We start from the raw sequence: 14,395 nt of genomic DNA, 5'->3' as shown, positions 1-14,395 counted from the left end.
TATGACGATTTCTAACGCGCAGCAACAAGTAGATGAGTGGATAAAGACCGTAGGGGTTCGCTATTTCAGCGAATTGACGAATATGGCCATGTTGACGGAGGAAGTAGGAGAAGTCGCGCGTATTATTGCGCGTCGTTATGGGGAACAATCCGAGAAAGAATCGGACAAGAACAAGGACTTAGGAGATGAAATGGCAGATGTGCTATTCGTATTAATTTGTCTAGCAAATCAAACCGGCATTAACCTAGAAGAGGCTCTGAAACAGAACCTCTTAAAGAAGACGGAACGCGATGCGGACCGCCACAAGAATAACCCTAAATTAGCTTAGCGAACCGGTATTTGGCTAGATTGAATCTTCTTCGCAATGCCTTTCCCCTCTTCTTTCGACGGGATGTAAGGCTTCAAAATCGTAATTTGCTCTAGTACCGGATTCATTTGCTGAATAGCAGGATGACGCACATCAAATTCTGCCTCACCAGACACTTTATTGAATTCTTCTACGGAGATATTTTGGCGCTTATTACGGAACGAAGCCAAATGAGTCAAGGTGCTATCACCCGCTAATTTACCTCCCTCCCAAGAAACAACAGAGCCACCGTGTGCCCAACCAAATCCCGAGATCGTAAAATTTTTCGTATTCAACTTCTCCACCTCTTGTAAAGGCAAGCCAAGATATAAACCAGAAGCTGTTTTCCAAGCAGAACTTTCGCCTTGAATACTTACATCTGAAATTTTGCCTTCGTGAAAGAATACATTGGCTTGCTTAGCCGTTCCGGGGAAAAGAATGGCTCCTTTCAGCGTATCATCCCCAGAAACAATGGAAGTGTCTAGAATAACTGATTTAGTCCCGTATTTGGCAATGAGGCCTTTAGCATCCACACAAGTTAATACTTCATTTAAGTTCTCAGTGGGAGTGCTTACTTCTGAGTTAGATCCACAAGAAGCCAATAAGGCCAATGACAATAGGAGAATGATTTTTTTCATGGTGACAGAATTATACCTAAAATTACCGAAGCTTCAGGACAGAAGCAAGTTAGAAATATTCCAAATTAGCATCGCAAAATAATTCCAAGCTCTTAACGTTTATCGAATAATGAGTATATTTGTTTTTGACGTCAATAAATGCTGCATCCTATGCTTCGAAAAAGTTCTCTACTCCTCCTTATCTTGTTAGCTTTTAGTTCAGCTACTCAAGCACAATTTTGGAAAATTGGTAAAAAAGGAGGAACCGGTTTCAAAAGAACGACATTTAATCCACATACTTCGATTGGTTTTGGGGCAGGTAGCTCGCATTATTACAGCTTGACGGACGAATTAACGATGTTTAATCGCCTAGTAAATGACCAAAGCCGTTTCAATGTAGGTGGTCATTTAACCCGACACGTCAGCAAGAACTTTTCGATTAAAGGAAATTTGAATTATATTCGCTTAGCGGGTAATGATTATACGTTTGACAATTCAGCACTACTTCCTAAGACACCTGATTTGCGTTTCCGATTTAGAAATGACATCGTGGAGTTTGGCCTTTCTGGGCTATTAGAATTAAACGGTAATCAGCAGAATTATCTAAAGCGTAACAGATTCTCACCCTATTTATCCGCTGGAATTGCCTTGGTTTCTACGAATCCAGAGCTTTATCAGTTGGATTCTTTAGGTGGTGCTGGTATCACCGGTGCCTCTTGGCGGAATTATTCTGACGTGATAGCCAGTGATTATCCGACAAATCAGATTCACAATTACAATGAAACAATTCCATCTATTGGATTTTCTATTCCAGTAGGAGTAGGTTTCCGTTATCGGTTGAATGACTTTATGGATTTTGGCTTTGAGGCTAGCTTACGTACGCAACTAGGTAATCTTTTTTCAGCGCCTAAAAACCAACCAGCACAAACGGAGCTGACCACGAAACTATTAATTCCATCGGAATATGCGACGAACTTAGTCGATCATTATTTTGTTACCCAATTTCAGTTAATCTTCCATTTAGATCGAAGCATTGATTGTCCACCTATCAGAAGGTAAAATAAACACACATACTTTGACATTTGAAGAACTCGGGCTCAGCCCACAAATTTTAGACGGTATCAGTTCCATGGGATACAAGACCGCTACGCCGGTTCAATCCCAAGTTATACAACCCATTTTAGCGGGCCGCGACATTTTAGCCTCAGCCCAAACCGGAACCGGCAAAACCGCCGCTTTCCTTTTGCCCATCATCCACAAATTAATTACCGAACCTCATCCCGAGGATCACATTAATGCCCTAATCATTGTTCCTACCCGCGAACTAGCGATTCAAATCGCCGGAAATATGGAAGGTTTAGGCTATTTCACGAATGTGAGCTCGATAGCCATTTATGGTGGAGGGGATGGAAATTCCTTTACGACAGAGAAAACGGCTTTAACGAGTGGCGTTGATATCGTGGTGTGTACCCCAGGTCGCATGATTGCCCACTTGAATATGGGCTATGTGAACCTAAAACACTGCAGTTATTTAGTGCTCGACGAGGCGGATCGCATGCTGGATATGGGATTCTCAGATGATTTAATGAAGATCATTTCGTTCTTGCCTGAAAAGCGCCAGAACCTCTTATTCTCCGCAACCTTTGCGCCTAAGATGCGGACTTTGGCCCAAAAACTATTGCAAAATCCGGTCGAAATCAATATCGCCGTTTCGAAACCCCCAGAGCAAATCGTTCAGGAGGCTTTCGTCGTATATGAGAAGCAAAAGAGTCCGCTCGTGAAGCACCTGTTGAAGTTACAAGATTATACCCGCGTGATCGTTTTCTGTTCCAAAAAGCAAAACGTTAAATCCCTGACGGCTGACCTAAAACGCGCGCGTTTCTCTGTAGAGGAAATTCACTCGGATTTAGAGCAAGACGTTCGCGAGCAAGTATTGCAAGATTTCAGAAATAAGAAGACGAAGATTTTAGTGGCGACGGATATCTTAAGCCGTGGTATCGACATCGATGAAATTGAATTAGTCATTAATTACGACGTGCCAAATGATGGCGAGGATTACATTCACCGCATCGGTCGTACCGCACGGGCACAGACGAAAGGAACGGCGTATACGTTCATTACGGAGTCTGAACAACGTAAGTTTAAGACGATCGAAGATCTGTTAGAGAAAGAAGTAACGAAAGCGGCGGTACCGGAGGAATTTGGGGAGACACCTGAATACAATCCAGCTGCTCAAAAAAGTTCTTTCGGTGGATATAAGGGCGGGGGCAAATCTGGTGGAGGAAAGTCCGGTGGAGGAAAATTTTGGAAAAAGAAGTAATGAGAATACTCGCTTTATTATTGTTTTTTAGTCTTTCAGGCTGGGCGCAAGATACGACCCAACACATCATTTCAGGCCGTTCGAACGCAAAGATTCAACAAGAAAAGCCTTATGTTATCCTCATATCTGCGGATGGATTTCGGTCCGACTTTTCGCACAAATACGAGGCGAAATTCCTGCAATCGAAAGAAACTTCCGGCGTAAAGGCAAGCTATATGCAGCCCTCTTATCCGTCTTTAACTTTCCCTAATCACTACAGTATCGCCACGGGTTTATACCCAGCGCACCACGGCTTAGTGGACAATACTTATCTAGATGTAAACTCTGGCCAAGAGTACCGTATGTCCAACAAGAAAATGGTGGGCGAGGGAAAATGGTATGGAGGAACGCCGCTTTGGGTACTTGCTGAAAAACAGCAAATGATGGCCGCTAGCTTTTACTGGGTGGCCTCAGACGCAAATATTCAAGACACCTACCCCTCGTATTATTATATATACAACGAGGTCATCGATATCAAAACACGCATTGCACAAGTCAAGCATTGGCTTTCCTTACCCGCAGATAAGCGTCCGCATTTAATCACGTTCTATTTCCCAGAGGTGGATCACGACGCACACGAATTTGGCCCAGAAGACCCACGCGTTAAGAATTCGGTGCAATTTGTCGATCAGGCCATCGCTGATTTAGAGGCTGCGCTTGCTCCCTTAGGCCTGCCCATCAACTTCGTTTTTGTCTCCGATCATGGGATGAAAGAAGTGGACAATGTGAATACGATAAGCAAACCGGCTCCATTAAATACCGCGGCGTTTCAGGTGCCTTGGGGCGATGCTTTGTTGCATGTGTATGCCAAAGATCCATCGAAAATCGATTCTACCTACCAGGAATTGAAAAAGGATACGCGTTTTACTACTTTTCGGCTAGATGAGACACCGGCATATTGGCATTACCGTAAATCAGATGATCGCTTTAACCGTTTAGGGGATTTATTATTAGTTCCCAAACTTCCGCAAGTATTCAACCTCTCTACGCGCAAAACCTCAAAGGGCAAACACGGTTTTGATACCGCGCTTCCCGAAATGCGCGCAAGTTTTCAGGCCTGGGGACCCGCCATCAAATCTGGAATTCAACTGGAAGGATTCGAGAATGTGAATGTTTACCCTTTTGTGGCCAAAATCTTAGGATTAAGTTATGATCCTAAATCGATCGATGGGAACATCAAGGCTTTACAAAAAGCGTTGAAATAAGCTCTATTACCCAAAAATCTCCTCCAATAAAAAACATGAGAGGCAATAGTTTTCGAAATGTATCGGACTGGTGAAATCTAAAAATAAGGTTATCCAGTCTTTTGTATTGTAGCGTACCATTTCGATGGTATACTTATTTATTTCAAAAAATCGTTTTCATTTCAAGGCACTAATTCGAAATCACCCTGTTCTACGCTGGTACAGGGGGTTTCCTTCTCACATCCCAGAAACAACAGTAGAGGAGAAATGAAAACAGCAATCTTCAGATATCTTTTAATTTTTTCCATACACTAACTTATTTTTCTTTCAGTTTAATCTCGATGACTTTGCGTTCGTTTCCAATAGAAGCGATATAAGTACCTACTCCTACCTCAGGAAAGAGCGCCATGCCGTTAGAAACAATTTTATTCGAGACTTCTTTCCCGTTCTCCCATAATTGGACTGCCATTCCTTCTTGTTTTGAAACCACTTTTATAGCTCCTGGTGCAGAGCAAACTGCATCTTTCTTATAAAACAAAGCGGCATTTGAAATCAAATTAACTTGAATTAGATAGTTTTTCATTTCAGACTCATCTTCCGAAAGGACAACATAAGAAACGACAGTAGAGAAATCCTTAGTCATTTCGCCCGATTTTTGCTCGATTCCTTTTTCGAAAATTTTAGCTCCTTTACTTAGCGTAAAAACGGGCTTTAAAGCTGATCTAGTGAAATTTTCAGATATAGCGATTTGTATTTTTTCACCTGAGTTCACAGTTGAAATGGAAGGCACTTGTGAGAAATGGAATGAAACTAGTTCGGCTACCTTATTTAAAGCAGGTTCAGCAATACTGTACGATTGCGTGAGATTACCTTTGTGTTCATTAATCGTAAATGGGATTGATTTTGAGACTACGGTAATTTTGTTTTTGGCTTTATCATACAGTTTGAACGTAATTTTTTCGCCTTGTGTATTTGAAAAAATCGTTAAATAGGCATAGTAGCTGTTTTTACTCTGAACATAGGTTAATCCGCTAACTCCACGGCACTCCTCCCCTACAAAAGCCCCTACTTTATCTTCTGGGCCTATTAATTGAGTTCCATCTAAATTCAATTTCGCTACTAAAGTCATTGTATGCTGAAACTCATTTTCGTTCACAACCCAATCAGGTGAACTAACAAATAGCGAGTTGATGCTCAGAAAGAAAATCAGAAAAGGCAATTTCTTTTTATACATCATTAACGTTTTATGACCTTTTGGTATTGAATTTCCGTGCCTACCTTAAATTCTACAATATAGACACCACTCGGAATAACAGGTTGTATTTCCATTTGATTAAAACCTTCATTAAGCTCTACAATCCTATCATATACCGTTAATCCCATGGAATCATAGATTGTAATTTTAGCTCGTTCGCTCTTGTTTCCTAGGTAAGTCAATTTCAGTTGAGCAGTAAACGGATTAGGGCTTAAACTAAAACGGGAAGCAGCTAATTCAATAAGAATAGGTCTCGACAAACTACCCAATATAGCATTAGGGACAAATTGAATTTCTTTTGAAGTGGCTTGTTGCTCTATTCCAGTTCCAATAAAAGCCGTCAATAATTCAGTGGTATCTCCATAAATGGAAATAAACGCTACATCTTCTCCATTGATGTTTTGGACAAGGCCGTTCCCCCTTAGTTCACCGTTTTTAGTCAGAAAGGATACCGTTTGGAATCCTGGGGGAAGTTTTGCGATCAAGCTCATAGAGTTTTCAAAGCGAGTAAAATCGACTTGCGGTAGAGAAAGCCCGCCCACCGTTTTACGTATTGACTGATTATCTTGAAAGGCGACACCCTTCGAATTTTTGGCATTATCTACATTCAAATAACTAGGATAGTTAACTGATTTTGCCTCAGCAGACTTAAACATATAACCCACTCCCGCTTTCATAAAGGTTAACGTTCCTTTCCAACCTATGGGATTCGTGTAGATGGCAAACTCAGATTGAGACTTTATCAAATCACCTTCTACAGGTGTAAAATTTGCTAAAGCTTCCCCTACAGGGACATTTTTTGAAACAACATACGGTAACCAATTCCAATTCGGGGTTAAATTAAAATTCCAAGTAGCTAAATCCACAGGAATACCTTTGATATTTAAATTTTGAGAGTTAGCTAATTTCACTTTATACATTTTGTCCAGCTTTATACCTCCACTAGCGCTTATTCCTCCTGTCCAGCCGTTGGCTGTAGAATCGAGGGTATTCAATTCATACGCATCAAATAAGGCTGGCGAATTCGACTGAACTAAATCGGAGGTCGCTAATTTCAATGTTTGGGTTAGCCTGTTTAAATTACTAAATCGTAAGTCGTTGACATTAAATGATGTCCAGGTCCAACCTTGATTAAAGGCTATTTGCTGTCCCGTAACGGCTGTATTTCTAAAAATAACAGGAGTTGAATAGGTCCCTACTATTCCGTCTTGGGTGAAAGCCAGTACGTTTTGATTATTGATAGTGGCCTCTTTTAACTTACCATCCGAGGCATCCCAAATATAAAACACTACAGATTCAGGAATTACCACATTACTATAGACTGTCAGGTAGACTACGTATTCATTAAAACTAGGATCAAATTGCACATTAGCCATCCCACGCACTTCCCCATTGACAATAGCGACTATTTTATCGTAAATATCGTCCGTAAATACACTATCCAGCTTTATTCGACCGATGACATTCATCGAATGGGTGTATTTGCTCGGGTCTAATTTAAGTATAGGCTCTTTCGCTAACACTCTTACATCCAGTTGGATCTTATTGTAATAACCTGAATTTGAAATCAATTCCAACACCGTATTGTAGTCTCCCACAGCTAAATTAGGATCCACCGTTGCTTTAAAAGTCTGTGATGTGTTAGGCGCTAAAGTTCCAGACCTTGGTAAAACAGTCAACCAGCTGGGAACATCTAGGCTGTAGGTTTGGGCTACTCCCCCTTGATTAATGACCGTAATATCAAAAGTCAACGGTTCATTCGTTCTTTTCATTAGGTTGACGACTTCACTTTGTCCTTCGATGAACCATTTAATGGGATTCTTCGCAATATAAGCTGTCCAAGTGATAGGGGAAGCTTGACTATTATCCGCTAAATCATTTACATTCGAAACGGTGATCGTAGCGACCTTGCCTTCCACGCTGGCCCAATCAGTGATACTGGGTTTAAGAATAATCTCATCCGCATTAATCACAGCGTCCACAAACACCGATTCGGTTAGCCTATATTGCTTTATACCAGGAGCCACATCCGTGTAACTCTGTGCGCTGTTCAATTTAGCATAGGTACTTGTTTGGCTAAATGCATTGAACGGATAAAAGTATTTAGGGCCTTTATCTAGATACGTGGCAGGTTTATTAAAGGTAGCGTATAGAAGTAAACCCGTACTAGAAACATTTACTTCATGGTAACGATCTGCTTTAATTTGTTCCGCAGTACGAGCTGATTTCCAAAAGGAAAGTTCATCTAACTGTCCACTAAAAAAACGCGTATAATCCGTAGATCCATCTATCCTTTTTATAGCTTGCGCACCTAGCTGTATCGTACTTCCATTAAAGCCACCGAGTTCGTTACTTGGATAGGTGGCGGTCTCTTTACCATCTATATACATCCTGAGTGTCCCATTTCTTGTTAAACTCAGCGCAATATGGTGCCAGGTGTCATTATTCACTGGGATAGAACCGAAGGAATACGTTTTAGATTCTGCTTTCAAGTCTAGTCCACCCGTTGAATTGAGGACTAATGACCATTTATTTCGATATCCATTACTCTCGATGGCATCAGAAGTATCCTCAAAACCATTCGATAACAAAGTACCCAAAGTCGTTTGATTTGTTTTCATCCATAAAGAAAGGGTTGCATCCATTTCTTTTGTGATCACAACTCTAGAGACAGAATCTAACTTTAAATAGGACAAACCATCAAAATTGTAAGCAGTGCCTTTAGGGAAAATATCCCAATTCACGTTTTCTAAGGTCAGATGCTTATACCTAGCTAAATCATTTGCAAGCGTTCCATTGCCTTCATTTAGAGGCCAATAACCAATTAAACCTGGCTCATTGCCACTAAAGGTTGAATTCATGTTTATTGCTGCTTGCTCTCTGGAGATGGCTTTTTTCCAAAACCGCAAATCGTGCAAATTCCCTTTGAATGAATTCCCCCCTAGGGAAATGGGGTTAGGGTTCGTAAAATTCAACGGGTTAACAAAAACATTCCATGTTTTAAGTGTGCTATTTTCAATGATACTTAGCTTTTTAGTAGCTGCCTCATAAGAAAGTGCATAGAAATTAAAGGTGCTATCCTTTGCGATGGGCGTTCTCAAAGATTGACCACCAATCGTATACTGTAGATCATTATTAATCAATTCAATTTTGATCCCTCCTTCTTGACTTAATAAAGTAGAAGTACCCATCGGACTTCTATTATTTAACCAAAACTCGATACTAAAATCACCTGTTGTAAGGGCTGGTTTCTTGATAGTGGCCACATTACTCTCTCCGTTAAATGCTAGAGAAACTTCATGAGCGACAGGCAATTGGTTTGTTTGGACTAAAAATTCAAAATTAGTAACCGTCCCATTTTTCTTCACTGGCTCATTAAAACGAAGCGTAATATCATCCCCTATGTTCAATATGCCATTCTTAGGAGTAGGCGTACTGAATAAAACGGGAGAAGATAGATCTACTTTACCTTCTATTATCTCAGACTCAAAAGTGGTACGATTAGTGCAACTAGAGTGAGCCCTTATTTCATAAGTCCCATTGGCTAAACCTGAACTTACAATATCCCAACCAAAAGTCATCTCAGGGCCATTAAGCCATTCCACATCATCTTCCCCTCCAGCCATAGCGGCATTCGCTTCGGACTGATTTTTATAATAGGTCCTTAATCCTTTCCAATTAGAAGTACCTTTCAATCGATAATCTACATTAATTTGCTTGAAATTAGAGAAATCGCGATTATAATCCCCAATCTTAATGTAAACAGGCTTCGTTTGATTACTCACTAAATTGTCAACCGAATTATTTTTATTGAGTAACCAATTCATATCAGGACTTAAAATTCGAACAGGGGTACACGCTGGAACGAAATTGGCTGACAAGAGTACCGTATCGACTGCCTGCTCATCACAGGTGGATTCAAGTAAAACACGAATGTTATCATAACTAAATTGATCTTGCTTTACTTTTTTAAGGGTTAATGTGTAGGTAACGGTTCTTCCCGCAGGAATGTTAATTAAGGTACCATTCGGTTCGATATTGATGAGGGCGTTATCAGGATTTGAACTTTGATCCACCATCAGTTTAAAAACAGCGTCTTTTTTGACCGTACTTGCATTACTAAGTTGAAGTACAAATTCCGCATTACGACCTTCATACATTCCAGAAACGGAGCGATTTAGCACCGTAATATCCGGCCGTTCCAAGGGCATAGTCGCCACAGAAAGCGCGACACTTTCTGAGGCGCTAAGAGGAACTATATTAGTCGCCAAGTTAGTTACATTAGGGTGATTTGGCTTATAAAAATGAGACAATTCTGCCCCTTCAAATGGACAAGATGTTTCGCCTCCTTTTGTAATAAATAAAGGTCCATTCCCATCAAACGCATTGATTACATCCACACTTAACAAGTTTCCTCTATCGATATCTCGGAGTGTATAGTTAATCGTCGTTGATTCATTATTTACGTCTTCAGACGAACTACTATTTCCGGAGCCAGATGAATTAACCGTATTCATTTCAAATCCAGTTTCATTAAAAGCGGCACCAAAGGCTAAAGCAACAGATTCATCCAATTGCACTTGATACGAAAGCGTATTGGAGGTTAATTGTTCAATTTGAGTACCCTTCGTAATTCCTCCTACGCCAGCATCTAAAGAGATATTTTCATAAAAAGTACTATTTAATAAATCTTTCAATTTTTTGCCTGTGGCAGACAATTTTGAGGTAGCAGGATCTTTTAAGGTTTCAATGATCGCATCTAAAGACAACCGTAACGAATCCTTGGACTTAAATGCCTGGTATTTAGCTAATTCATTATTTAATATGATTTTTCGCCACAAGTTGATGGAGGAATTATAGGCATTTCTGGACAAAACTCCGCCGGCATTTTCAGTCAACGTCCCATTGTCTATTTGGGTGATAATACTTTCGTATTTAGGAATTAAATCCGTCAAAATAGTTCGTTGAGAATAGACAAACATCGTTTTTTCAGGCGCCTCATTAAAATACATCGCCTTATTTACGTTAGGGTACAAGACGGCCGAAACGCTGCCATTTTTCACGGGAATTGCTAGCGCTGCATTATAGGTGGTAGCTAAGGTTAATTGATCATAGGTGCCATAAAATTGATTGGCAGATGAGCCAATATACAAATCGGCATCGCTACCCACCCAATCGGGATCATCACTGGTAGAAATGGATTGGTTAAAGGAATACGTGTTCGTAACGCTATTTCCATCCGTCGAGGTTTGAGCCATGGAAACTCCTGAGGAAATATCGTTCGTTATTTGCGTTTCCATAACGGGACCCAATAAACCTCCTCCCACGCTTAATTTAAAACCTAGAGAGATGGTGGCATTTAATTCATTGGCATTATTCGAGCTAGACGAGTTATCTTTCGTAAAACTAAAAGTGGATCCTTTTTCAATGGTTGCCGAACTATTCGAACCTGGTGGATCACGTAACACAAAATCTGGCAATTCTGGACCAGCCGTTACAAATGTTTGGGAGCCATCTGCCACACCGCCTAACACAATTCCTTGCTGGTAATACGCATTGTCGATAGGTTTCTCTACCCCATTCAACGAATAATTTAACTGGAGCGTTCTTTTATACAACGTACTGGAATTGGTATTCGGATTCCCCCCTTTAAAACGATAAATGGTTATACTCGGATCAGAAGCCAAAACTTCAAATCGTTCACTGTTAGCTAATGCCAAATTATTCGTAGCGACTATACTTCCACCCTCCACAGGAACAGAACTTACCTGAGGATTTGCTACACTCTGATCATAGTTATAGTAATTTTCAAGCCCTTGAATCCGAATGGAATAATCAGCGAATTGTGTGTAAATGGGCACTATTGAAGCCGAATAAGGGACTAATGGCTGAAGTGTATAGGTAGTCGAACCTACTTTAATTTCAGAGTCGGCAGTCTGACTAATGACATTGTGTATAGGCGTGGCTATATGAGTAAATTTTAATACTTCATGGTAGGGCTCGCCTGTAATACTGGTGTCTTTAGCGGTATAAGTAGGGTATTGTAGTGGTTTAATGGTGGTATAATTCAATGTCCTATCCTGACTAAGCAGTAAGGCATTATTAGGACTTTTACCACTTAAAAATATTAGATCATTTTTTGAGAGCTGGTAACTCAAGGGTAACAATTTAACCCTAAATTCACCCGTTTCGCTATTGGTTGAAAAAGTAGTTTGATAGTCTCGCGTAACACTTGTGGCTCCAGCTGGGAGATGACCTAACTTAATACTCGCTCTACCAATATTATTAAAGGAAGTGTACACTTCAGATTGAGAAACTTGATTTTCATCCGTGTACTCATGTATTTTTCTTCCATTCTCCCCAAAACCAAGCGGCATTCCCGCTTGCTTTAATCCACCTACTACTCGACCCACAACGGTCACTTTAGTCGTATCGATAAAAGTGATAGGCTCATCCCTATCCTCGAAAAAATCCTGATAGGTATTGATATAGGTCGTATCTTGATTCACGACTGATCTTGTCCTGGCCGGATACCGGCCTTCTAGGTCAAAGGTATGACCACTTTTTACCACACTAATTGCATGCTTTCCGATGGGAACTTCAATCGTAAATTGTCCATTGATATCCGTTTGAATAGGAACATTATTCGCATCGATTGCCGGTGTATTGTCGATATTAACATAGGCTCCAGGCACAGGAATTTTTGCATACCTATGAAGTTCTTGGATAGTACCCCCTGAATTTTTCACTGCCCAATATTCTCCTTTTTGATAGGTCAAATTGCCTTTTACATAGGCATTATAGGCTTCATCGTCTTTAATATCTCCGGTAATTGCGGCATCTAAAGTGGACGGAAAAACCCCGCGACTATCATACACCACTTGTCCTTTAAAGGTAAAGGAAGATTGATCAATAAAATCGACATTATTCACTACGGTAGACCCTGAGCCTAAAAATGACAACTCTTGTTTAGGATTAAATTCATGCCTTCCTAAAGTAGGAACAATGGTATACGTGTCGCCCAGACCACTGTAGGGTACTGAAGAAATCACATAATTACCAAATTCGTCTGTCACCCCTAAAACTCCCAGTTGCGTACTGGATGGAATATTCGTGATTTGATCCTCACTATTCGCCCAAGAAGGAGCAACCGGGGAATGACTTAATTTAGCATTATTCCCATGAAAAATCAGTCCGGTTTGAGCTAAGTCATAGGCATAATCCCCTGATCTTTCATTTGCTCGGATGTAGGTATTAAAATGAGCCTCATTTCCTTTCAAATAGCGACGAAAATCTCGCTGAATTTGAGCGGGTGTTAAAGCCGTTTCCCAGATTCGCAATTCATCAAAATAAGCCTCTTTACCACCCCCTATTTTAACACTAGTCCAAGTAGGTCTACCCAGGACATACGTGAATTTGTCTGCATAATTATTATTCGAATAAGCTACATTAACTGAAGCCGTGGCCGAGTTCAAATCTAAAATTGCATTCATTTTAGCCACATAGGCTGCATTAATTAAACGTCCATTAATATAGACTTCCGGAATTTTATTATCCCGAATAACAAAACTGATATGCGTAAAAGAGGACAGTAGCGAACTGATGGGAATTAACCTATCATCCCCTTTATTGTCAATTTCACCACTTGGAATATAATGACTTATACTTAGGTTCGTATGAAAAGCATCTACATAGAGGACATCGTTAACAATTCTCAATTTAGTAGGATAGACATCTCCATTATCCATGTATAATTCAAACAGCTTTAACTCATCACCAGCAAAGGAAGCGGTGGGCTTTATCCAAGCTTGAAGTGTAACAGAATCTTGTAATCCTCGGTATAAATTGGGAATAGAGATATAACTGTTTGATGGCACTTTTAAGGAACTACCATACAAGGTATTACTACCTGTAGGCGTAGCAGAAACTAGCACATCTTTTACGGGGTTACCACCTGCATAAGCGATATTCCCGGTAATAACTCCAGTAGGATTACGGTAACCTATACCCGTTATGAAATTAGAATAGATAATTTCCAAACCCTCTACCTCAACCCCTTTGGCCAAAATCTTATACCGGTATAACTTGCCACCCTCCACATTAATATCAGAAAATGTCCCTACATCACCTGCTAAGGTTTTTAAGGGTCTACCCCAATCTGGGCTTTCATTCGTTACATCCTCTGTCCGGTAAACCGTAATATTGATAATTCTTTCTTGATTCTTCTTAATGTCCCAATTGATTTCAATACGATCACTAAAATATCCCTTAGACACACTAAATGCATCTTCAGAAAACGTATTATATCGATAACGCACGCCCCAGGGGAAACCTAAATCCTTCACATAATTTTGGGTGGATGGCAAAGCGGTATTAGCTCCTTTTGTTAAGCCTACATAAGGCATACCAGACAGTAAAGCGACACTCTTAATGAAATAAGTGGAATCTCGTCCATTCACTACTTTCAAAATAGGGACCGTTATATTATCCTTTCTAGACGCAGTCGCACCTATAAACGTTTTTATAGTCGATTTCTCTTGGGCAACCAGAAGAGGAATACTGACTAGCAAAAGAAGGAGCGAAAGATAAAACTTCATCAGGTTATTATTAGGTAGAACAAATGGGAACGGATCA

7 protein-coding genes are annotated in these 14,395 nt (G+C 40.3%); 4 read left to right on the top strand and 3 right to left on the bottom strand.

The window, feature by feature from the left end:
- Nucleotide 1 precedes the first annotated feature (1 nt).
- Entirely contained in the window at nucleotides 2-328 is a 327-nt protein-coding gene (locus tag SKC35_RS02015; protein ID WP_377977824.1) for a nucleotide pyrophosphohydrolase, read from the top strand.
- Here the strand turns inward: SKC35_RS02015 and SKC35_RS02010 are convergent.
- A complete protein-coding gene (locus SKC35_RS02010) occupies nucleotides 325-984 on the bottom strand; it encodes a hypothetical protein (protein WP_377977823.1) in 660 nt (219 codons plus the stop codon). The two genes, SKC35_RS02015 and SKC35_RS02010, sit on opposite strands and share 4 nt — an antisense overlap.
- Before the next feature lie 150 nt (nucleotides 985-1,134).
- On the opposite strand from SKC35_RS02010, the gene SKC35_RS02005 reads away from it, so the two are divergent.
- From SKC35_RS02005 to SKC35_RS01995, 3 genes are read left to right on the top strand one after another with little or no spacing between them, the layout of a single operon-like run.
- On the top strand, nucleotides 1,135-2,022 hold the full coding sequence (locus tag SKC35_RS02005) for a hypothetical protein (RefSeq protein ID WP_377977822.1): 888 nt from the start codon (nucleotides 1,135-1,137) through the stop codon (nucleotides 2,020-2,022).
- 16 nt (nucleotides 2,023-2,038) lie between these two features.
- Complete coding sequence (locus tag SKC35_RS02000) at nucleotides 2,039-3,283, top strand: DEAD/DEAH box helicase (RefSeq protein WP_377977821.1); 1,245 nt, start codon at nucleotides 2,039-2,041, stop codon at nucleotides 3,281-3,283.
- Nucleotides 3,283-4,527, top strand: a complete 1,245-nt coding sequence (locus tag SKC35_RS01995) for an alkaline phosphatase family protein (RefSeq protein ID WP_377977820.1) — start codon at nucleotides 3,283-3,285, stop codon at nucleotides 4,525-4,527. Before SKC35_RS02000 ends, SKC35_RS01995 begins: the two co-directional genes overlap by 1 nt.
- A 295-nt stretch (nucleotides 4,528-4,822) precedes the next feature.
- On the opposite strand, the gene SKC35_RS01990 is transcribed toward SKC35_RS01995, so the two are convergent.
- Nucleotides 4,823-5,740, bottom strand: coding sequence for a hypothetical protein (locus SKC35_RS01990; RefSeq protein ID WP_377977819.1), 918 nt, complete (start codon nucleotides 5,738-5,740; stop codon nucleotides 4,823-4,825).
- A 2-nt stretch (nucleotides 5,741-5,742) separates the two neighbouring features.
- Nucleotides 5,743-14,358: a LamG-like jellyroll fold domain-containing protein gene (locus tag SKC35_RS01985; RefSeq protein ID WP_377977818.1), complete on the bottom strand. Its 8,616-nt coding sequence runs from the start codon at nucleotides 14,356-14,358 to the stop codon at nucleotides 5,743-5,745.
- Nucleotides 14,359-14,395: the final 37 nt, after the last annotated feature.

This window comes from Aquirufa originis (genome assembly GCF_042714495.1).
GTDB lineage: Bacteria > Bacteroidota > Bacteroidia > Cytophagales > Spirosomataceae > Aquirufa > Aquirufa originis.
This window is presented reverse-complemented; position numbering and strand designations above follow the sequence as displayed.